This window comes from Pseudomonas sp. CFBP13528 (genome assembly GCF_005233615.1).
Lineage (GTDB): Bacteria > Pseudomonadota > Gammaproteobacteria > Pseudomonadales > Pseudomonadaceae > Aquipseudomonas > Aquipseudomonas fluorescens_AM.
In genome coordinates, this window is the sequence record NZ_QGAJ01000004.1 from 78,378 (window position 1) to 100,423 (window position 22,046).

At 59.4% G+C, this 22,046-nt stretch carries 18 protein-coding genes and 1 pseudogene; 11 read left to right on the forward strand and 8 right to left on the reverse strand.

The features are described from left to right. Window positions 1-18: 18 nt before the first annotated feature. Entirely contained in the window at window positions 19-1,998 is a 1,980-nt protein-coding gene (locus tag PspCFBP13528_RS09875) for a U32 family peptidase (protein ID WP_101220599.1), read from the reverse strand. Between the two features lie 696 nt (window positions 1,999-2,694). Between PspCFBP13528_RS09875 and PspCFBP13528_RS09885 the strand changes: the two genes are divergently transcribed. The 6 genes from PspCFBP13528_RS09885 (at window position 2,695) to PspCFBP13528_RS09910 (ending at window position 10,273) form a co-directional block, all read left to right on the forward strand. Further along, on the forward strand, window positions 2,695-4,428 hold the full coding sequence (locus PspCFBP13528_RS09885) for an OPT family oligopeptide transporter (RefSeq protein ID WP_137200102.1): 1,734 nt from the start codon (window positions 2,695-2,697) through the stop codon (window positions 4,426-4,428). 160 nt (window positions 4,429-4,588) lie between these two features. Continuing rightward, the gene (locus PspCFBP13528_RS09890) at window positions 4,589-4,990 is read left to right on the forward strand and encodes a hypothetical protein (RefSeq protein WP_065952871.1); all 402 of its coding nucleotides are present in this window, start codon (window positions 4,589-4,591) and stop codon (window positions 4,988-4,990) included. Between the two features lie 49 nt (window positions 4,991-5,039). Continuing rightward, window positions 5,040-6,626 carry a hypothetical protein gene (locus PspCFBP13528_RS09895; protein WP_137200103.1) on the forward strand — a complete coding sequence of 529 codons (1,587 nt, stop codon included), beginning with the start codon at window positions 5,040-5,042 and terminating at the stop codon, window positions 6,624-6,626. 24 nt (window positions 6,627-6,650) lie between these two features. Next, on the forward strand, window positions 6,651-7,604 hold the full coding sequence (locus PspCFBP13528_RS09900; protein ID WP_137200104.1) for a hypothetical protein: 954 nt from the start codon (window positions 6,651-6,653) through the stop codon (window positions 7,602-7,604). Between the two features lie 154 nt (window positions 7,605-7,758). Further along, window positions 7,759-9,165 carry an amino acid permease gene (locus PspCFBP13528_RS09905; protein WP_137200105.1) on the forward strand — a complete coding sequence of 469 codons (1,407 nt, stop codon included), beginning with the start codon at window positions 7,759-7,761 and terminating at the stop codon, window positions 9,163-9,165. 22 nt (window positions 9,166-9,187) lie between these two features. Then, complete coding sequence (locus tag PspCFBP13528_RS09910; protein ID WP_101220310.1) at window positions 9,188-10,273, forward strand: GlxA family transcriptional regulator; 1,086 nt, start codon at window positions 9,188-9,190, stop codon at window positions 10,271-10,273. A 75-nt stretch (window positions 10,274-10,348) separates the two neighbouring features. Here PspCFBP13528_RS09910 and PspCFBP13528_RS09915 read toward each other — a convergent pair whose 3' ends face one another. Then, window positions 10,349-12,115 carry a S8/S53 family peptidase gene (locus PspCFBP13528_RS09915; RefSeq protein WP_137200106.1) on the reverse strand — a complete coding sequence of 589 codons (1,767 nt, stop codon included), beginning with the start codon at window positions 12,113-12,115 and terminating at the stop codon, window positions 10,349-10,351. 131 nt (window positions 12,116-12,246) lie between these two features. On the opposite strand from PspCFBP13528_RS09915, the gene PspCFBP13528_RS09920 reads away from it, so the two are divergent. The 5 genes from PspCFBP13528_RS09920 to PspCFBP13528_RS09940 all read left to right on the forward strand — a co-directional run bounded on the left by PspCFBP13528_RS09920 (window position 12,247) and on the right by PspCFBP13528_RS09940 (window position 16,332). Next, complete coding sequence (locus tag PspCFBP13528_RS09920; RefSeq protein WP_137200107.1) at window positions 12,247-13,701, forward strand: MFS transporter; 1,455 nt, start codon at window positions 12,247-12,249, stop codon at window positions 13,699-13,701. 102 nt (window positions 13,702-13,803) lie between these two features. Further along, window positions 13,804-14,535, forward strand: coding sequence for a BPL-N domain-containing protein (locus PspCFBP13528_RS09925; protein ID WP_137200108.1), 732 nt, complete (start codon window positions 13,804-13,806; stop codon window positions 14,533-14,535). Window positions 14,536-14,617: 82 nt separating this feature from the next. Beyond that, complete coding sequence (locus PspCFBP13528_RS09930) at window positions 14,618-15,337, forward strand: hypothetical protein (protein WP_137200109.1); 720 nt, start codon at window positions 14,618-14,620, stop codon at window positions 15,335-15,337. A 59-nt stretch (window positions 15,338-15,396) separates the two neighbouring features. Next, complete coding sequence (locus tag PspCFBP13528_RS09935) at window positions 15,397-15,981, forward strand: hypothetical protein (RefSeq protein WP_137200110.1); 585 nt, start codon at window positions 15,397-15,399, stop codon at window positions 15,979-15,981. 117 nt (window positions 15,982-16,098) lie between these two features. Further along, entirely contained in the window at window positions 16,099-16,332 is a 234-nt protein-coding gene (locus PspCFBP13528_RS09940) for a hypothetical protein (RefSeq protein WP_065952879.1), read from the forward strand. A gap of 60 nt (window positions 16,333-16,392) precedes the next feature. Here the strand turns inward: PspCFBP13528_RS09940 and PspCFBP13528_RS09945 are convergent, their stop codons facing one another. From PspCFBP13528_RS09945 to PspCFBP13528_RS09970, 6 genes and pseudogenes are all read right to left on the reverse strand, one after another. Then, window positions 16,393-17,115, reverse strand: coding sequence for a hypothetical protein (locus PspCFBP13528_RS09945; RefSeq protein WP_137200111.1), 723 nt, complete (start codon window positions 17,113-17,115; stop codon window positions 16,393-16,395). A 95-nt stretch (window positions 17,116-17,210) separates the two neighbouring features. Beyond that, on the reverse strand, window positions 17,211-18,029 hold the full coding sequence (locus PspCFBP13528_RS09950) for a tetratricopeptide repeat protein (protein WP_241669076.1): 819 nt from the start codon (window positions 18,027-18,029) through the stop codon (window positions 17,211-17,213). Between the two features lie 580 nt (window positions 18,030-18,609). After that, complete coding sequence (locus tag PspCFBP13528_RS09955; RefSeq protein ID WP_137200113.1) at window positions 18,610-19,245, reverse strand: hypothetical protein; 636 nt, start codon at window positions 19,243-19,245, stop codon at window positions 18,610-18,612. A gap of 453 nt (window positions 19,246-19,698) precedes the next feature. Further along, a complete protein-coding gene (locus tag PspCFBP13528_RS09960; RefSeq protein WP_101220302.1) occupies window positions 19,699-20,154 on the reverse strand; it encodes a hypothetical protein in 456 nt (151 codons plus the stop codon). A gap of 384 nt (window positions 20,155-20,538) precedes the next feature. After that, window positions 20,539-21,333 (reverse strand): annotated as a pseudogene (locus tag PspCFBP13528_RS09965) (aminoglycoside phosphotransferase family protein). 175 nt (window positions 21,334-21,508) lie between these two features. Further along, complete coding sequence (locus PspCFBP13528_RS09970; RefSeq protein ID WP_101220300.1) at window positions 21,509-21,958, reverse strand: hypothetical protein; 450 nt, start codon at window positions 21,956-21,958, stop codon at window positions 21,509-21,511. Between the last annotated feature and the right edge of the window lie 88 nt (window positions 21,959-22,046).

Below are 22,046 nucleotides of genomic sequence, written 5' to 3' on the forward strand. Positions count from 1 at the left end.
GCTCGCTTCTGCAGAGGGTCAGTGCGTGCCCTGAAAGATGATGTTTTCCGGGTTGAAATGCTCGACGGCGCTGCCCGGCTGCGGCAATCCGAGGATATGCCCCTTGATCTTGCCGACCACGTGCATCTCGCACGGTTTGCAGTCGAACTTCAGCGTCAGTACCTCGTCGCCATGGATCAACTGCATCGGCGCCACTTTGGTCTTCACGCCCGTGACGCCCTTGGCCTGTTTGGGGCACAGGTTGAACGAGAACCGCAGGCAGTGCTTGGTGATCATCACCGGTACTTCGCCGGTTTCTTCGTGGGCTTCGAAGGCTGCATCGATCAGCTTCACCCCGTGACGGTGGTAGAAGTCGCGGGCCTTCTGGTTGTAGACGTTGGCCAGGAACGACAAGTGCGCGTCCGGGTACACCGGCGGCGGCGAGGTCTCGGCCTTGCGCCCGCCACGCGGGTGCAAGGCCACGCGAGCGGCGGTCAGTGCCTCGATCACTTCACGGCGCAACGCCTTGAGCTGCGAGTTGGGGATGAAGAATGCCTGCGGCGCATCCAGCTCGATCCGGGTGGCGTGGTACTCGGTGGTGCCGAGCTGGCCCAGCAGGTCGCGCAGCGTGTCCAGGGCCTGTTCCGGCTTGTTGGCCACGCCGAACGGGCCGGGCAGGGTGACGCTGGCGCTGATGCCTTCTTCGCTGGTGGCGGTGACGTCCAACTGCGCTTCACGCAGGCGCGCCACCCATGACAGGCCTATACGGCGCTCGGCCGAGGTCTTGAGCAGCGCCTGTTGCCAGTTGTGGTCCAGGTTGCGGTTCAACGGGTGATTGGGGCGCAACTGATGCAGGCCGGCCGGCATTTCGTTGGGTTCGACGCGGTAGCGGTAGCGCTTCTCGCCGTCTTCCTCGAATTCGCCCTTGGGTTCGGCGATGTTGGCGCGGAAACCTACCACTTCACGCTTGACCAACACATTGAGACCGTCGCCGTTGGACAGCGGCTCATGGGTGATGACCTGCAAGTCGCGCTTGCCGGCCTTTTCCACCACGCCCACCGGCAGGCCGGTGAAGGTCGGGGTATCGAAGGCACCGATGTCGATCTTGCGGTCGCTGACAAAGTAGTCGGTACTGCCACGGTGGAAGGTTTTTTCCGGGTCGGGCAGGAAGAAATGCGCGGTACGCCCGCTGGAGGCGCGAGCCAGGTCCGGGCGGTCTTCGAGGATCTCGTCAAGGCGCTGGCGGTAGTAGGCCGTGATGTTCTTCACGTAGCCCATGTCCTTGTAGCGGCCTTCGATCTTGAACGAACGCACGCCGGCTTCGACCAGCGCGCGCAGGTTGGCGCTCTGGTTGTTGTCCTTCATCGACAGCAGGTGTTTTTCAAAGGCGACCACGCGGCCCTGATCATCTTTCAAGGTATACGGCAGGCGGCACGCCTGGGAGCAGTCGCCACGGTTGGCGCTGCGGCCGTTCTGCGCGTGGGAGATATTGCACTGCCCGGAGAACGCCACGCACAAGGCGCCATGAATGAAGAATTCGATAGCTGCATCGGTCTCATCGGCAATGGCGCGGATCTCTTGCAGGTTCAGCTCGCGGGCCAGCACCAGTTGGGAGAAACCGGCCTGGTCGAGAAACTTTGCCCGGCCCAGGGTGCGGATATCGGTCTGGGTACTGGCGTGCAGTTCGATGGGTGGAATATCCAGCTCCATCACGCCCAGGTCTTGCACGATCAGCGCATCCACACCAGCGTCATAGAGCTGGTGGATCAGCTTGCGGGCCGGCTCCAGCTCGTTGTCATGCAAGATGGTGTTGATGGTGGTGAACACGCGGGCGTGGTAACGACGGGCGAATTCCACCAGTTGAGCGATATCGCTCACCTCGTTACAGGCATTGTGACGGGCGCCGAAGCTTGGCCCGCCGATATAAATGGCGTCGGCGCCATGCAGGATAGCCTCGCGCGCGATGGCCACATCGCGGGCAGGGCTGAGCAATTCCAGGTGATGCTTGGGCAAGGACATAGTTTTTTTAGTCAGGCTTGTCACGGTCGAGGCGCGCATTGTAGCTGTGAAATGCCGGACCGGCATCTACCACTGGGGGGTGAGCGCAGCGTGTGACCAATGTGGGAGGGGGCTTGCTCCCAGTGGCGGCCTCCCAGCCGACAGCTACTCACTGACACGCCTCGGTTCAATGTGGGAGGGGGCTTGCCCCCGATGGCGGCCTCCGGGCCGACCAGGATGCTGGATCAGACCGAGTACATATCCGTTTCTGCGGTAACGGCGGCTGGCGGTTCCGCTTTTACAGCGGGTCACTTTTGGAAAAGAGCCCCAAAAGTAACCAAAAAGGCTCTTGCCCCACCACTCGGCACCTCGCCTAGGCTCGGTGTGCCCTCACTCCGGCTTGAATCCGTGGGCCGCCGCAATGGGCCATCCATGGCCCAGTGCGGCTAACCCGGCGTCCTGCCGGGTTGCCCACGGATTCAAGCCTGCGTTCGGCCAGCGTGGTTTAACGGGGCGCCTGAGATCAAAAGCAGATCAAGATCAAAAGCAGATCAAGATCAAGATCAAGAGCGGCTCGCTTCGCATCGTGGTTAGCGTTGGGCGCTACAGCGTTGTGTAGATACCTATGGCTAATCGGGGCAAGCCGAATCGATGAACCTTCGTGTCTTTCAGCGCTCACTTATGAGGTGGCACTGTTTTTCGTCGAAAGGAATCTGCATGCATCCCATCGCGGCAACCACCCCCGTAGAACGTGAACTCAGCCTGCGCGCGGTCATCACCGGCATCCTGCTCGGTATCCTGCTCACACCGTCCAATGTGTACGCCGGCCTCAAGATCGGCTGGTCGTTCAACATGTCGATCATCGCGTTGCTGATCGGCTACGCGATCTGGCAGGGCCTGGCCAAGCGTTCTGCTGCACCATTGCCGTGGACGCTGCACGAAAGCAACATCAACCAGACCGTCGCCTCGGCCGCCGCGTCGATCATTTCCGGCGGGCTGGTCGCGCCCATCCCGGCCTACACCTTGCTCACGGGCAACCAACTGGAGGCGATCGCGATGATCGCCTGGGTGTTTTCCGTGAGCTTCCTGGGTATCTGGATCGCATGGTACCTGCGGCCCTCGTTGCTCAACGACAAGGCACTGAAGTTTCCCGAAGGCATGGCCACCCTGGAGACCCTGCTGCATATCTACAACCACGGTCGCGAAGCGGCGACGCGCTTGAAAGTGCTGCTCGGCGCCGCGTTGCTGTCGGGGTTGGTCAAATGGGTGGATACCTTCCTGTGGGCGTTCCCGCGCTGGTCGCCGACGGCCCAGCTCGAACGCCTGACGTTTACCACTGACCCGTCGCTGTTGTTGCTCGGTTTTGGCGGCATCATCGGCATCCGCGTAGGCCTGACCTTGCTGCTCGGCGCCTTGCTGGCCTGGGGCGGGCTGGGGCCCTGGCTGTTGGCGCACGGGCTGGTGGACGTTGCGCCGGGCAGCAGCGGCCCGCAATTCGCCGCACTGGTGGAGTGGCTGCTGTGGCCGGGCGTGAGCCTGATGGTCTGTTCTACCCTGGCGTCCCTGGCCATTCGCTTGTGGGCATTGCACCGAACCACCCGCGCGGACGGCGGCACACCCTGGACCCTGCCGAAGCCGGGCCCGGCTGCCGGGTCTGCGCTGGCGATCATCCTGGTCGTGAGCCTGCAGGCGTTGCTGTTCGGCATCAACCCGTGGATGGCACTGCTCACCATCCCCCTGGCCATCTGCCTGGCCGCCGTGGCCGCGCGCGTGGTGGGGGCCACCGGCATCCCGCCGATTGGCGCGATTGGGCAATTGTCCCAGCTGAGTTTTGGCATCGTCGCGCCGGGACAGGTGCCGATCAACTTGATGAGCGCCAACACCGCCGGCGGTTCGGCCGGGCAGTGCACCGACTTGATGAATGACTTCAAGGTCGGCAAGGCAATTGGCGCCACCCCTCACAAGCAGGTGATCGCGCAGATCCTGGGGATTTTTGTCGGCAGTATCGTCGGCGTATTCGCCTACCTGGCGCTGATTCCCGACCCACAGACCATGCTCCTCACCGAGCAATGGCCGGCCCCGGCCGTCGCCACCTGGAAAGCCGTGGCGCAAACCCTGACCCACGGGCTGGACTCGTTATCGCCGAGCATTCGCTGGGCCATCGGCATCGCGGGTTTGATCGGCGTATTGCTGGGTGTGCTTGACAGCACCTTGCCTGCGCATCGCAGCCGCTACCTGCCAAGCGCTGCCGCCCTGGGGTTGGCGTTTGTATTACCGGCGTCCATTTCGCTGATGATGGCTTTGGGAGCGGTGCTGACCTGGTTGGTCAGCTGTCGTTGGCCAAACCTTACCGAGCGTTTTGCAATTACTGCGGCGGCCGGGCTCATTGCAGGCGAGAGCATCACTGGCGTGGGGGCTTCCTTGTGGCAAATGATGGCGCAGGCGGGTTGATACGCGAATCGCGCTCCCATTGCCCGATGGAACTGTTGGTGGACGGCCGCCACTCATGTTTCGCCTCTCTCACATTCTCCGAGCGCGGCGCCAAGGGATAACTCAGGGACGCCAGTTATAACTCCAGAAGCAAGGCTGCTTACGCTTGAGGGCATGGGCTGTGAGTTCTGATATTGCGAAAACACTACGCGAAACCTTATTGGACCTTGGCGTACGCCCAGAACAAATCGGCTACTTTGATCGCCACTCGTCAATCGCGCTCAACTTTAAAATGATCAGCCCGATCATGCTCACTGCCGACCATCATGGCGTATGGATGTGGAGTGAGTTGAAAAATCTGAACAGCGCCACGCTGAATATCCATGCGGAAAAACTGCTGCTTTTACTGCAGCACGCGTTGCCATCGGTGGTGACCGGCCAGCCCGTGTTGGGCAAAGGTCTGCGCGGTTACGAAGTCAAGGCCCTGCTGGACGATGCGTGCATGGGCTCAGCCAAAACATTGCAAGTCGCATTGGACGGGTTTTTCAATCTGATGACATCACTGCACAGCATTGTTGAATAAACCGTCGCGACGACACTCGCCACCTTACTCAAGACTACAGGCAACCACTATGCTGATCACGAATGATAGCGTCCCCAGCGCGGCGGCCGAGTTACAGGCTAACGCTGTTAACCAGGTGTTGAAGAATGTCGAGTTTGTGAAGAACTTCGACTATATAAAAAACAAACCTATTGAAGTCACTTCCAACGCCCTGCCCACCGTGACGCTCAAAGCCGACGGGCAGGAGCGCCCGGTCAGTTTTCTTTACGGCGGCACGCAGGTCGCGCAAATCAGAAACGGCGCTATTTATAACGCCGTGATTGACAGTGATATCGTGGAAAAACACTCACAGGACCGTATCGCGCCGGGCAAGGCGTCAATCAAGGACGGTGCGCTGAGCCTGGGTTTGAACAGGTTCAGGATCGCGGGGCCAGCTGAAACCGAAACCCAGAAGACCCTTACCCGATTGCGTGGCATCCCCGATCCAGAGCAGCGTAGAGCTGAGCTGACCAAGCTGGTCACCAACGGCTCGACGCAAGGTGCCGAAGGTTCGATGAGGCTGAAAATGGTCAACGACCCGGTACGGCGCGCGTTCGAAAGCTACTATGCCAAGCATGCCCTGCAAGATTATTTCCGCTCGCCGGCTACCTATAAAACGTTTGTCGATATCTCAAACAACCAGGTCGATTACATCAAGAACAACTACGTGTCTGCGCAGTTGTTCGAGAAATACGAGGCGGCTTGGAAAAACCAGAGTTTCGACACAAGCATCGTCGGTTTGGATCAACTCCAGGGCTTCTACACGCGTGCCGAGAAAACCTTGGAAACCTTGAATATCTCGCCCGAGGCCAGGACGGCCTTGTTTGATATCTACAAACACCGGTATTTGAGTTACGCACTGAAGAATGAACCGGACGTCGAGGCAAAACTCCCGGTGGACCATTGGGACGGCGTGTTTGATCCCATCAAGGCACCCGGAAAAGGCCGTATTGAACTCAACGCTCGAGAAGGTAATTTGTTCAGGCAGGCAGACAGTCACAACGTCGGTATCTTGCGAAATATTGATGCGACACCCGCAGACCTGCGCCTGAATGACCCTTTCAATATCCAGTATGAAAACGATTACCAGAGCCAGTTGCTGGCCAGCGCCAGCACCCGTTGCCCCGACAGGCTTGAGATGCAGGATCCCGAGCACCCGGATGCATCCAAACCGGGTTCTTATCTGAAGACGTTTTTTGAAAAAGGCACAGGGACCTACGTCAACGGTCCGTCGGGTTCGATTGTGATCGAACAGGGGGCGGTGCGTGCTTGCAAGGATGTGCATGCCAATACCCGCCCGGACGACCTTGAAACCTATTTGGCCATTCAAGCCTTGCTGTTCATCTACGTGGATGGCGGGCATTCGATGGATGAAATCTCATACGCGCTGACCCATCCGACCGTGCAGGACAAACTGCGCCAGACCTTTTCCGAAAAGCCCGGCTTCGAGCACATCGGCGACAGGCTTTTCCTGAATCACGGCGCCCTGGAAAATGCCGCCAAGGACGCTGCGGTCTTCAATGATGCGCTCAAGGCCAAGGACGCCGTGCATCAACACATCACCCATGGCAACCCGGCGGGCCAGGCCGCTCAGACAACCACCCATGCGTTGGCGTAGGCACAGACCGTCGCGGCGAGAAACGTGCTCTACAAGCCCGGCGACGTCCTGACCCAAGAGCTGGCCGGTGCCGCCAGCGTCTTGCACCGTGTGGTGTCGAACCTGAGCCCGCAGCATCAGGGCATGCTGGGTGCTCATTTACTGGGGGAAGGCCGGCTGTTGGCGGGGAAAACAACGGACGACTTGCTGGCTGCATTGGCGCGCGCCGGTAGCGGGGCGGCAAGCGCCACTGATAGAGCGGCGGCCATCGCACTGATGGGCGATATCGGCGGGTTTTACACCACCCCCGGCAACGCAGACCAGGGGCTGATGACGGCGCTCAACCGTCAGCTTCAGGCACAGGGGCTGGAAGTGCCCGATGCCGCCGCCGTCCAGCGCATGCGGGAGCAGGGCGGGTCTGCGGCGGTAGGCCCGGATAAGCGCGCTGAACGAAAAGTTCGTTCGTTCAATTCGCCTGCCGACATACCTTTTCGAGCGGGCGTGCATAACAGCGGGCTGGAGGCGGATAAGGCGCTCAATGTGCCGGCATCCGAGCGTATTCCTGATAATCGCTGGGCGGTTTTCGATATCGGCACGGCCCGCATCAAGGAAACCACCGAGCCGCTTGTCGGGCATATGTCAGCGTCTCCGGTCGAGATTCTACAGGCCTGGGACATGCTGCGCGGAGTGAGCGCGAGCGATCAATACGTGGGCGCGCTGCCTGGTCAGGATAGTAGCAGGCTCACGCCTATGTCGGATTTGACACCGGCCGAGCAGGACCAGCGTTATGCGCGTGCGGCTGGGGCCGGCGCGTTTTTGGTCGGCTTGGGCTATCACAGCGCGGTCGAAGTGCTTGAGGGAACGTTGGTTTATACCGGGCAGAGCATCAGAGGCGAAGGCACGCTGGACCCCTCCCAGCGCGACTCCGCGCATGTCTTCGGGCACGGTGCGGCCACCGAACTCATGAGCGAACTATTCAAGGCCGGTACCGCAGCCTGAGGAGCGGTCGCGGGTGCAGACGCCGGTTCGCCAGTCGCCGCAGCCGATCGGCAAATGTCGAGATCAGACACGATGATGGCGTGCTCAGGCTACTTTGGCCCGGCGCAGCGCCCTTAAGGTGAGGGGCATTGGTCGCCTGAGAACAACAAAAACAATGAATAGCCTCAATTCCAACGATTCCAACGGTCAGCTGGCGCAGGGTTTCAAACCGCGCCACGTCACCATGTTGTCCATCGCAGGCATCATCGGCGCGGGGTTATTTGTCGGTTCCGGCCATGCCATCGCAGCGGCGGGGCCGGCGGTGTTGCTGGCGTATCTGTTCTCCGGCCTGCTGGTGGTGCTGGTGATGCGCATGCTTGGGGAAATGGCGGTGGCACGTCCCGACACCGGTTCCTTTTCAACCTACGCCGACCAGGCCATTGGCCGTTGGGCGGGCTTCACCATCGGCTGGTTGTATTGGTGGTTCTGGGTGTTGGTGATTCCGATCGAGGCGCTGGCTGCAGGTCACGTGCTCAATCAGTGGCTTCCTCAGGTCGATGCGTGGCTGTTCGCCTTGTTGTCGATCATCCTGCTGGTGATCACCAACCTGTTCAGCGTGGCCAAGTATGGTGAGTTCGAGTTCTGGTTCGCGATGGCCAAGGTCATCGCCATTATCGGGTTTATCGGCCTGGGTTTCAGCGTGCTGATGGGCTGGGTGCCTGATCACCAAGCCAGTGGCTTGAGCCGGTTGATGGAGGAGCACGGCGGTTTTGCGCCTAACGGGTTGTCGGCGGTGGTCGGGGCGTTCATTACCATCATGTTCAGTTTTATCGGTACGGAAGCGGTGACCATCGCCGCGGCCGAATCGAGCAATCCTGCGCAGAACATCGCCAGGGCCACGCGTTCGGTAATCTGGCGCATCGGCGTGTTCTACCTGTTGTCGATCTCGGTCGTCATTTCCGTGGTGCCCTGGAACGATCCGCTGCTGGCGTCCGTGGGTTCCTATCAGCGCGCGCTGGAGCTGATGAACATCCCCAACGCCAAATTCATGGTCGACGTGGTGGTGTTGATCGCCGTTGCCAGTTGCATGAACTCCTCGATCTACATTTCCTCGCGCATGCTGTTCTCCCTGGGTAAACGCGGCGACGCGCCCCGCGCCCTTAAACGCACCTCCGTGGCGGGCGTGCCCAGGGCGGCGGTGATTGCCAGCACCATCATCGGCGCGGGGGTGACGCTGCTGAGCTACTTCATGCCCGCCGGCCTGTTCCAGTTTCTGCTCGCCAGTTCAGGCGCCATCGCGTTGCTGGTGTACCTGGTCATCGCCATCTCGCAACTGAGAATGCGGCGCTTGCTGCTCAGGCAGAACGTCGAGCTGGCGTTCCGTATGTGGCTGTTTCCCTGGCTGACTTACCTGGTGATCGTGTTCATCTGCGCGGCGTTGGCCGTGATGATGGTGACGCCGGAGCACCGCACGGAAGTGTCCTCGACGATTGGCCTGGCCTTGCTGATCTCCTTGATTGGCGTGGTCACGGCGCGCCAGCACGGGCAGTCGACCAAGACCGTTGTGGTTGAGCCCTCTTGAATACCAGTGCTGAGTATCGGTGATGGAAGCTGACGCGCCTGCCTGCAAGACCCTCGGCTTTTTGCTGCTGGACCAATTCACCCTGATATCGCTGTCCTGTGCGGTCGAGCCCTTGCGCATGGCCAATCAACTGGCCGGTGAAGAGCTCTATCGCTGGCGCACCCTTAGCCTCAACGGTGAGCCGGTATGGGCGAGCGACGGGGTGTCGGTCACACCGGATGCGGTGGCGCATGAACAGCGCGAACTGGATGCCGTGATCGTCTGTGGCGGCGTGGGCATCCAACAGGCCGCCACACCCGCCCACATCACCTGGTTGCGCAGCCAGGCGCGTCTGTACTGCAACCGCCTTGGCGCGGTGTGCACCGGCAGTTGGGCGCTGGCCAAGGCGGGCCTGCTCGATGGCTTCCAGTGCAGTGTGCATTGGGAACTGATGGCCTCCATGCAGGAAGCTTTTCCCCGTGTCACGGTCAGCGCCAGCGTCTTCTCCCTCGATGGCAACCGCTTCACCAGTTCGGGCGGCACCGCCCCGTTGGACATGATGCTGCACCTGATCGGCCGCGATCACGGGCATGAACTGTCGGCGGCGATTTCCCAGATGTTCGTGTATGAGCGCATCCGCAATGAGCGCGACACCCAGCGCGTGCCGCTCAAGCATCTGCTGGGCACGCAACAGCCCAAGCTGCAGGAAGTAGTGGCCTTGATGGAAGCCAACCTGGAAGAACCCATCGACCTCGATGAACTCGCCGCCTACGTTCAGGTGTCGCGGCGCCAGCTGGAGCGCATGTTCCAGCGCTACCTGTACTGCACGCCGTCGCGCTACTACCTCAAGCTTCGCCTGACGCGGGCTCGCCAGTTGCTCATGCAGACGCCTCTATCGATGGTCGAGCTTGCGGCGATCTGCGGCTTCGTGTCCACGCCGCACTTCTCCAAGTGCTATCGGGACTTCTTCGGCGTGGCACCCAGTGACGAACGCTCGGACATGCGCCTGCGCCTGCCGATTACGCCGCGCCCGGTGGCCAGGCCGGGGGCGCCGGCGAAGCCGAAGAACATACTGGAGCAGGCTCGGGAAGAATCCACCTTCGCCAGTGTGAAGATTCAGCGGCGTTGACGTGTGCGGTGCCGGCTGCGCTAGCCTTGGTCCAGGCGGCGAAACTATGACGTTGCCGCCGCCCTCGGCCCGCCATTACCGCACCCGCGTACGACTCTGCACCGCCAGGTCCAGCGCCTTTTGCATATCCAGCCGCGCCGAGCGTCCGACATCCTTGTCATTGAGCTGGTAATTGCGCTCCGACGGCAGGATCGGTGCCGTGAGGTCCTGGGCGTCGCTGCGTTCGAAGTCGTGATTATCGCCGATCGCCAGGGCGCTGCGGCGTAACAGCGTGCGCAGTTGTTCGGGCTGCAGTTGCGGGTTGATCGACAGCATCGCCGCCAGCAGGCCCGCGACCATCGGCGTGGCGTAGGAGGTGCCGCAATGCACGGCGCCTTCCTGGTCGGCGCCCGGCGTGGACGCGTGGGCACAGGCGGCGGCGGTGATGTCGACGCGCATGTCCACGTTCGAGGAGCTGCGCGTGACGGCGTAGGCCGGATCATCGACGGCGACGCCATCGCGCTCGTTACGCTGATGCCCACCCACCACCAGCAATTGCTCGGTGATGAACGAGGAGGGCAGGCGGTACTCGTCGCTGCCCGAGAAGGCCGAACCGTTACCGGCGGAGTTCACCACGATCACGTCGGGGTGTTCCTTGCGCAGCCACAGGAAAAACTCTTCGAGCAGTTCTTCGTAGCCGCTCATGGCTATCCCCGAGCGCACCAGCGAGTCGACGTCATGGCCGTTGACGTCCTTGGTGCCGACGCGATGAATGCCCCAGCTCCAGTTGAGCACGCGTACGCCGTCCTCCACGAGGTTGACCGACGCGGCGATGTTTGCGGTAATTCCGGCATCGGAGTTGCGCTCGACAATCACATCGAAGCCCCCACCGGCCTTGTCCAGGCCACGCAAAAAGCCGGTGTTGCCACCGTTGTTCCAGCCTGCCGCAAGGATGCCGGCGACGGTGGTGCCATGGCTGTCCGCTGTACCCGTATCGCCGGCGTAGACGCAGGTGCGCCGGGGCGCGCAGGCGCCCAGGTAGTCTGCGAAATCGGCTGTGTCGAAATCCACGCCGCGCTCGATCACCCCAATGCGCACCGGTTGCGCGACGATGGGCGTATGCTGGCCCGGAATGCGCCGCTGGTAATACGCCACGGCATCGAGAAAGCGGTTGGCGGCCCATTCGTCGGAGTCGGGCGACGGCTTCTTCGGCGCTTCACGACGAGGGGCGGCTTGCTCGGCCTCTTCGGCGGCCGACTCTTCGATGACCACCGCATCGACGCTGGTCTCGCTGCCCAGGCGCAGCACCAGGGCGTCGCGCTGTATCAGGTCGGTGGCCGGCAGACGCAGCTGAAAAATGTTCAGCGGCGCGATACTGCCGACCACCGTCGCGCCGTATTTGCGCGCCAGGCGCTCGGCTTCCTGGCGTCCCTCCTGGTCTTCTTCGATCAGCACGCTGACCAGATCGACATAGGTGGTCAGGCCGTCCATGTTCTTCGCCACTTCGCTGGGCCCGGCGGCCACCACCTGGCTGTTGCGCAGGCTCAGCCAGGCGGCGTTGCTGGTGCGCGGGCCGTCTTCAAGCCACAGTGGGCCGCTCTGGTAGCGGCGGCTATCGAGGCGCAGGCGCAGTTGGTCGCCGTCGCGCTGCACGGCGTCTTGCGGCAAAACCTGGCCGCCCAGTTTCAATTGCGCAGGGGCGGCGCCCAGGCCACGCACGCGCAGGCACCAGTCCTGCTGTGCGTTCTCCAGCAGGTCACCGCAGCGTTTCAGCTGTTCCAGGCGCAGGGGTTCCTGGGAAGCGAGCGCCGTACCGGCGGCCAGGCTCAACAGCATCGTGAAAGCAGCAGGGTTCAGAGGCATCAGTGGGTTCCTTGCCGGGGCTTGATAGTGCGACTGCGCCATCCGCCCCTTCGTTCAGCGCAACCACGTTGAACTCCCTCTCAAAAGACTCACTCATAACTGACAAGGCAGTTCACATAACGGATGTGACAATGACCCCACCCCACTCAAATACCCCTGGCGCGCTGTTCGAAACCGACCTGCCCGCACGCCTGGATCGGCTGCCCTGGGGCCGCTTCCACAGCTTGCTGGTGTTCGCCCTGGGCATTACCTGGCTGCTCGACGGCCTGGAAGTGACCCTGGCCGGTTCGGTGTCCGGCGCGCTGAAAAGCAGCACCGGCCTGAATTTCAGCAACGTCGACATCGGCCTTGCCGGGGGCGTCTACATCGCCGGCGCGGTGCTGGGCGCGCTGCTGTTCGGTTGGCTGACCGACCGTCTGGGGCGACGCAGACTGTTCTTTATCACGCTGTGGCTCTATGTGGGCGCCACCGCGGCCACGGCGTTTTCCTTCAACCTGGAAAGCTTTCTGCTGTTTCGTTTCCTCACCGGCATGGGCATCGGCGGGGAATACACGGCCATCAACTCGACCATCCAGGAATTCACCCCGGCGCGTTATCGCGGCTGGGTCGACCTGACCATCAATGGCACCTTCTGGCTGGGCGCCGCCCTCGGTGCCGGCGGTGCCATTGTGCTCCTTGACCCGCAGATCGTCGGCGGCGACCTCGGCTGGCGCCTGTGCTTCGGCATCGGTGCCGCGTTGGGCCTGGTTATTCTGGTGATGCGCCTGTGGCTGCCGGAAAGCCCGCGCTGGTTGCTGATCCACGGCCGCCACGCCGAAGCACAACGCATCGTCGACGGCATCGAGGCGCGCCTGCGCGAACAGGGCCATGCGCTTGCCCCCGCCACCAGCCCGCCGCTGCGTCTGCACGCCCGCGACCACACGCCCTTGGCGGAAATCTTCCACACCCTGTTCGTCAGCTATCGTCGTCGCGCCCTGGTCGGCATGACCCTGCTCACCGCCCAGGCATTCTTCTACAACGCGATCTTTTTCACCTACGCGCTGGTGCTCACCGACTTCTACCAGGTACCCGCCGAGCGCGTCGGCTGGTACGTGCTGCCCCTCGCCCTTGGCAACTTCTGCGGGCCGCTGCTGCTCGGGCGGCTGTTCGACGTGATCGGTCGACGCGTGATGATCAGCTTTACCTACGCCACCTCCGGGGTGTTGCTGGCGCTCAGTGGCTATGCCTTCCAGCAAGGCTGGTTCGACGTGACCCAGCAAGCCATCGCGTGGATGGTGATTTTCTTCTTCGCCTCGGCAGCGGCGAGTTCGGCGTACCTGACCGTGGCAGAGACCTTTCCCCTGGAGATACGCGCGCTGGCGATTGCGGTGTTCTACGCATTCGGCACGGGGCTGGGCGGGATCATCGGGCCGACGCTGTTTGGCGAGCTGATCCAGACGCAACAGCGCGGCAGTCTGTTGATTGGCTACCTGATTGGTGCGGCGCTGATGCTCATCGCCGCGGTGGTGCAGGCAATTTGGGGCGTGGCGGCTGAACGCAAGGCCCTGGAACAGGTGGCGCGGCCATTGTCGCAGGCGGCTGAGTGAGAGGCATTCAAGCGACGGTTGCTTACAACTGTTAACGGTTTTCGCGGGCTATTCGATTTAGGCTGTGGTACGCGAATCCCATCTGCTACAGAGCGCACCCGCATGAACCTGCACGCTATCGCTGCCACGCTTCTCGTTCTCGCTGCCGCCCAGGCGCACGCCGCCACACCGATCACCCATGTGGCAATCTACCGGGGCCCGGCAGGCTGTGCCGATTGTTCGCAAAACGTCAAAGCGGCGCTGCTGCGCCTGGACCCGCATTACCAGATCGATTTTGTCGGCGCCGGTGAACCGGTCGACATCACCCCGCAAACCCTCGCGCGCTACGACCTCTACGTTCAACCGGGAGGCGGCCAGGACATCCCGGCTGCGCTGGACAGCCTGGGCGACGCACGCGCCGATGCCATCCGCGATTACGTCGCCGGGGGCGGGCGCTACCTGGGGTTGTGCATGGGCGCCTACCTGGCCGATGACAACAACCTCGGCTTGATTACCCAGGACCTCGACAGCGAAGCAGGCCGGCCAGGCTTTGAAGTGAGCGGCATCGAAGACGCCGCCGTGCGCGTCACCTGGGACGGCAAGCCGGATACGGTGTTCTACCAGGATGGCCCGTACTTCCCCAAAGCCACCGCGACCTCCGCGTATACCACCCTGGCGACTTACCACAACGGCGATGTGGCGGCCGCACGTTACACCTACAAAAAGGGCGTGGTGGTGCTCAGCGGTCCCCATCCGGAAGCCGGGCAGACGTGGTTCGAGGAGGCCGACATCCCCCTGGACAAGATGCCGCGCGGGGACCTGTTCGGCACGCTGATGCGCAGCGTGCAGGAGTAAGGCTTGCGCGCCCGAGCGGGCTAAAGATCGAGCCCTCTGCGTCGATAACCTCCATGAACCCGCCAATCATGGACCGATTGAAATGTCACTCTCCGTCAGCGCTGCCCCTATAGCCCCAGCCAACACGCGCCTTGCGCCTTCCGAGCAGACACTCACGCCCCAGGCGCCGTCCGGGGCTGCGAGCCAGGCCTTGGCAAACGCCGGCCCGGCGGCCGTCTACCATCCCAGCGAAGCCGCCCTGGCCCTGCGCGGACCCGTGCAGGTCATCGACACCTGGGTCGGCCGCTCCGAATCACCTGAGTTTCCTCGCTATGCCGAGCGTTTCAATGGTGCACAAGCGGTGCTGAAAAGCGCCTTCACCACGTTCGAATCAGCCTTGGCCAGCACCGCGCCCGACCTGGCCGCAACCGATTATGGCTTTACCGTCGAAGCCGATGGCCGCCTGAAAGTACTCGACAAGGCCGGTCAGCTAAGCGAAGCGAATATCCAGCGCCTCACCGATCTGCTCAACGGCGCCGCCGAGCTGAAAACGGCCGCCGTGGCCTACCGCAACGCCACCATCGACATGACGGACGCCAGCTCGCCCTGGTCCGGCAGTATCATGGGCTACTACAGCGTGACCAACGAAAACTTCGCCACATCCATCGACCTGGCGCCGTTGCTCAGAACCCATGACCCTTCGGACATTAAGGGCGCCAAGGATCGGTTTCTTATCACTCAGTTGGCGTACAAGGGCGAGCGGGCGACGGAGGAGACGGAGAGGGCGATGTTTGCGCGGCGTGGGGGGAGTCTTCAGGACTGAGATCGTCACGATTGCGGTACCAGGTTTTTACACTTTCCAAACCTCATTTAAGGCGTGTCATGGTAATTGCAATTTGCATAGCGGCTGTGGTTTTCGGTGTTTTTGTGGTGCGTAAACTGCGCTTGGGTAAATACACCGATGTATCAGACATTTCATCGCTGTTAACTTTTCTGGTTGCGGTGGCGGCCGCAGGCGTTGCCTATAATCAACTGAATGAATCAAGGGTCGCTGCTGCCAAGTCCATATACAGGGAGTACTTAAGTACGGCGTTATCCCATCCGAAGTTTTCGGCCGCCTCTTATCCGTTCAATGACCCTCAATTCAATAGCTTCAAGGCCGGCGCAGACCTTGAGCAGTACGAAAACTATGTCGCTTATCTGATTTTTTCGGCGGAGGAGGTTCTTGAGGTTGACGACTTAAGGGCACAGCGTGGGTGGTGTGAAACTATACGAGATCAGTTCAAATACCATGCGCTTTATCTGAACAGCCCTATGGCTAATGCCATGCAATACTCCGGGGTTGTCGATAAGTTGGTCAGGGAAGGCATCAACATGTACCTGCTTGAAAAAGAAGTTGATGCTCCAAATGGAAGTCCCGCGGCAGGGATAATGCTTGAGCAGCTGCGAAGCGATTGCCAGCCGTGACGCTGCGCTGGCGCATTTGAAGGGCCGAAAGCGGCCCCTTTCTTCGCCAGCCGGTTTACCATGCTCGCCCCGGCAGTGGTTACACGCGCTACCGACCTCATTCTTAAAGGTACCGCCATGTCCATCGACCAAATCTCCCTGCCCAAAGGCGTAGGCCCGCACGCGGCCAAACTCCTTGACGCCATCACTGGCGCTGCCACCCACGAAGAACTCAACCGCGCAGGCGGCAAGGCCGAAGGGTTCGTGCTGGGCCTGGAATCCACCAAGGCCATCAAAAGCCAGATCGCCGAGGCGTTGTACGTGGCCTACGATGATGCGGCGAGCAATCGTGCCGGCGAGTTGAAGGGCTGAAGGTACGCCGGTCCTGATGCCGGTTTTTTCCGCCATCAGGGCCCCCACTCAAGGCAACGCTCACGTTGTCTGCCGGTCCTTGCAGTCCACGGCCAGCTCGGTGAGGGCGATCATGCGCTCGTAGCGCACAATCATGAATTGCACGTAGCAGCACATTACGAAGAAAAAGGTATTGGTCGCCGCTATCGCCAATAACCACTCCGTACGCTCGGCAATGCCGACCCTGACCAGCATATCGTCCAGACTTGAAAGGGCGACGATGAGCGCCAATAAGCCCGGGAGAATGCCGACCTTCTCCAGCGCGCCCGTCACCATATGCGTGCGTTTTTCCAGGCTGTCGCGCTCGCTTTTAAGTTCCAGCGCACCCAGCTTCAACGTCTCGCGCGAGAGGGCTGCCAGGTCCGGTAAATAGCGAGCCTCTACCTGCATCAGGGTTTTGACGTTCAATTCCAGCAAATTGGCGAAGGGCGCAGTGATCGCTTTTTTCAGCGAGTGGCGGTAGAGCAACACCCCCAGCAGAGGGTAGAAAAACATCGCCAGGTAAGATACTGCGATCAGTCCCGCACTCACGTTGTACAGCCAGTAGGCTTGAGCCCATTTGCCAATAATGGTCAGCGGTATGGCCAGAACCGACGGCCCGACCAGGGCGAACCTGAAGTAGGCTGTGTCGAGCCGAGCATCCTTGCCTGCTCGAGTTTGCTGGCGTTTGTTGCGCAGCGCTTGTTTGTAGGATCGTTCGATCTCGGCGTTGATCTGCAGGTATTTTTCGATTTCGGCGGACATTGGTTTTCCTTCGTGCCTGCTCGGAGATAAGCGATCACATTTCTGAAAATCAGGGTCAGACCGGCATTAATCAAATCGGGTCGACTCGATTTTCACTAGCCTTCCAGCGTTCGCAGTTTTTCCTCGAAGTAGCGGATTTGCGCAACGTCTTCGGGGTCGACCTGCCTGAGTATCTGGAGCGCTTTTGTATAGGCCTCGCGCGCCTTGGCGGTGGCGCCTTCAGCCTCGTAGACCCGTGCAAGGTTGAAGTAGCGCAAAATTACTTTGGGGTGGTTCTCCCCGAACGTCGCGCGGTCACTGTTCAGCGCCTTGGTCAGGAAGTCCAGAGCTTTGTCGTACTGACCCAGGCCGCGATAGGCGTCGCCGAGGTTGTTCCAGCGGATGGCGACCGTCGGATGCCGGGGGCCGTGCAGGGCCATGTCGATGTCCAGTGCCTGCTGAAAAAACGGCAACGCGGCCTGGTGGTTGCCCTGGAGGTTATAGGCATTGCCCAGGTTGTTCAGTGACACGGCGACCGAAGCGTCGTGGTCTCCCACTATCCGCTTTCTCAGCGCGAGATTTTTGCGCAGGTTTTCGAAGGCCTCTTCATATCGGCCCAGTTTGCTCTGCGCGGTACCGATGTTGTTATAGGTATCGGCAATCAGCAGGTCATCTGCGCCCAGGACCGCGAGGCGCATTTTCAAGGCTTTTTCATAGTAGCCAAGGGCAATGTCCAGATTGCGTTGTCGTTCGTGCAAATAACCGAGGTTGTTCCAATAGGTCGCCTGTTGTGCGATGGATACCTGGCCATTCTGTTGAGCCGCCTCCAGTGCCTGGGTAACCAGGCGGATCGCGGTGCGGTCATCGCCCAGCGCGGAGACTGCCAGCGCCTTGATATTCAAGACCTCGGGGTTGGCCGGGTCGGTTTGAAGCACGCGGTCCGCTTCCTCAATCGTCGCCTGGTATTGTTGCGCTTCGAAGAGGCTTACCGCTTTGTCGCTCGCAGCCACTGTGGCGGCGTCGGCGCAACACATCATGACGAGCAGTGACCACGGTAATAGAGCTTTCAGTCCATGAAGGTGCATGAGGGGCCTTTCAACGATCCGTTATTTGCATGGATGCTAAGGCGCTCATGGTTTACAGACAAATTGTTTAAGTCTGTTTTTGGAAGAACGCAGCCGCATTTGTAGACATTGGCTCTCCTTCATGCGGGCTCGCAGACAGGTGCTTGCGCTTCCCCTAGTCTCAGTAAAAATCATAATAAAACGCCCATTCCCCAGTCTCGACGCGTGAAAACGGGGTCAGACCACGATTAATAATAGTGGTCTGACCCCTGTTTTCTGTTTTTCTCTTCAAGGCTGGAGTTGTTCTGGTCTGTCGATTGACCGCATTCGGCCGAAAGCTGCCGCACTTGTGTCATTCGATCCCATCATTAAAAGCAAATCGCCGAGCCGTTGTACGTGATGTACAACGATTCGGCGAAGATGGTTTAATGTGGTCTGACCCTGATTTCCCTTACGATACTGATTTAACTCCAGCCCAATAAAAGCCGGACATAATGGCGAACGATATAAAGGAAGCAATCCCATAGGACTTCCAGCTAAATCTAGCGAACAGCAATACAAACCTGAAATATGAGATAGTGGCAATAAGTATTGACGGTAGAGCTATCGCGAAGCAAAAAAAGCCAGCAGCCACTGGTCCAAGACTGCTTGCTATTTGTTTTGTGGATAAAAACAAAACGGTTCCTAGAAACCCGCCAAGTGCCTGTTCTCCCAAGAAATTTGAAATGGCCGGAAAATTAATTTTTGCATCAGCAGCTGGCAAAGCCAAGAAACTAACAAGCCAGCTTTCCTCGCTGAAACCAATTTTATTTGACAGATAGGGGAATAGTAAAAGAACGCCGCCTAAACAGTTCATCATAACTGCTGAAAAGAAAATTGCACTGCCATTTTTAGATAATGAATAAATCTGGAAAAATAGCACATCCTGAATGGCTAAAAAAAGCAGAACTACAATTGCAATCAATATCCCCCACGGTCCATATGCACCATCCAGCGATTGCTGATTATTTTCTGAGTCATCAGCTGGCTGATTATTAGCTTCCATACATACACCTTTATTGATTTTAATATTAAAGGGGAAAGCCATATCAGGCTCCCCAAGCGGCGAAAACCTAGAGGGTGGGGTGGGCCTGGAAAATCCATCAAACCGATCAAAAAAAGCAAATCGCCGAGTCGTTGTCTGTAGCCTACAACGGCCCAGCGAGTATTCAATCTTTTGAATTAAACGCTGGAAAATCACCCAGAAAAAACGGGGTCAGACCACGATTAATAATAGTGGTCAGCCCCCTGTTTTCCTTTGTTCGTTTCGGCGCGTTGCAAAGCCACCGAAAGCGTCGGAATGAATACAACGCAAAGCGATTCCGTCATCTGTTGCTTGCCTCAATTTTGCGAGAAGGCCAAGAGCATCCATCGTCTGATGCCAGTTTTAGGTCGATTGCGGCCTCGTGCGGCAGGTAGATAGATCGGCACTCATGTTAAATGGCCGACACAAGAAAAGCCCACTTTTCGGGCCTTTTCGTACGCGGGGTAAAAGTGCTAATTACTTGTTCCGCAGTAGCACATATGCTTCACCGCCGTTGCGATCATGCTGAAGAATAAAGTTGTTGTCCTGGATACGCACCTTCGATGGCACACGATCTGCAACCGGCGTTTGCGAGTAAGTCTGCGCGGCGCTCAGCAGTTGGCGGGTCAGACTGTCGTCGGGTTGCTTCGGAGTGGTAACGACGCATTCCTTTTCGGAAAGTTGCACGGCGAGGTTTTTGTCTGCGGTGAAGCCGATGCGCGTGAAGCCCATGTCCTGGAGGTCGTTGATGCCGAACCGCTTGGCCGCTTCAGCAGAGCCGGCGAATGAGGGGGCGGTCTTCAGACAGATGTCTACGAAGGCTTCGATGGCCTTGGACGTGACAGGGATCGATACGCTTGGCGTTGCAGTGGTACAGCTGGCGAGCACTAACAGGCTGGACAAGGCGAGTGTGCGGAACAAAGTATTGGACATGAAGCGGGATCCTTCCATTGGAAATTCGGAGTGCAGGCGTGGGCTGAGCGGCGCCAGAACGGAACGCCTGTGAATGGTAAATTAAAATGGAGTACGGGGTTTACGACTTTGTGAACCACGGCGCTTGCTGGCAGTGCGCTCGCGACGTGAACGGGCGTGCACCTAGGCCAGTCTGACGACGGTCGGCAAATTCGTTTACCAGCAGATTGCATAACAGCGACAGGCAATAGCCCCTTGATTTCAGTAAGTGCTGAACGGCCGCTATGGGTCGTTTTCTGCCTCTAGCGATGGGCAGAAAACGGCCAAAAGTAGTCTATCGAGACCATTAGCTATCGCAACCCAAGGTTGACAGAAAAGTATTCTGGCCTCGCCCTACCGTAAAACTCACAAACCGAGCGCCAACGCTGCAAGCTTCGCCACCTCAAGGGGGGCATCCGGCTCAATGTCGTCCTCGAGCATTTAGGCTGCTGACAACCCCGCCCATGCGAGCACCCACTGCAACAACCTGTGGCGATCAATTTCGGAGGCGTGTGCCACGACTCCTATACGGCGCTCGAAACACCCTGGAGCCAAAGCGCTTTTGCTATCCGGATTGCAGAAAATATTCGCGTAATCGAAGCCGCGCTCACCGTACAGTCCCTTAGGATCGATAGCGAGCCATCCCTTGGCGCCAAAGTCCAAGACATTTCCGTGATGGATGTCGCCATGCAGTACCGTAACTTCGCGAGGTGCACCTAAAAGTTGGCGGGCGGTTTCTGCACACTGTTCAAAGACTCCTCTGTGCGTTGCCGCTGCGCTCCATAAGGCTTCGAACCGGTTAACCAGGGGGACCAAAGCAGGCAGCGGTTTTGTACTTGGTATGTGGAGGCGGCGGACCACCGCACAGATAATACGAGTAGCCTCGTCGTCCTGGCCGCAGCTCACCATGTGCGCCAGGGAGACCGAGCCGTTCGCACGCTCCATGAGTAAGGCCTCACCGTCATGTGCCAGCACTGGAGCTGCTCCTTCACCGTCCCACCAAGCCATGAGCAGATTGCCTGCCCGCTCTTCCAGCGCTTGCGAAATTTTGAGCATGGCTGGTAGGCCGTGGTGGCGAACGGGCAGTAGATGTCCATTCAGCGAGGCGAAAGCATCACCGTCGATGGTCAGTTCCCATCGTTTCAAGTATTGATCAAACATGAATTCATTAACTTTCGCACTTTCCGGAGCAGCATTATGAATGATTGAGACGTGAGACTAAACGTCTGGCTTTGGCGGGCTGCTGCCTTCTCCGACCGGCCGCTTTGGGCGGTAGTAGCCTGTAATGAAGCGCTGCTATCGACCCAAAGCGGACTTTGAAAGCCAGGCCTCCACCTCAGTCACTGCTGCTGCCCATCAGAATCCATCTCTTTCCATGGGCTTGGATATCGAAGGAAAAACCCGAGTACACCGGATTAGCCGGATGGCCCTTAACAAGCAAGAATGAAGTGATGGCTTTGGCTTGGTCGAGATTCACAGAAGTAAACAGGGACTTGGCCAGCTCTAGGATTTCTGAGCGTTTTGCAGCCAGGTCTATCGGGCCGTAGGCGTCATCACCCGGGTGCAAAAGTAGTTCTAATGCTTCGCGACGTGCTTTGCTTGGAGACACGCTAGTCTGGTTACTCACGATGGCGTTTTTGCTTACGGAGTGGGCCAGTTGCTCTTCAAGTGTCCGGTCCAACTCAAAAGGCCCGTAGGTATTTATCCAGACAGTATAGTTGTAGCCCTCCAGGAGATCCTCAAGCCTGAGGATTTCGTTTGGCCGGGAGTCTGTGACGATGCGCATGGTGGTTCCATCCAGCCGCTAGTGGACCGATATTCTGAGGCAACGCCAATTAGAACGGTAGGGCATCGTAAAATATGCGGGCGAATGT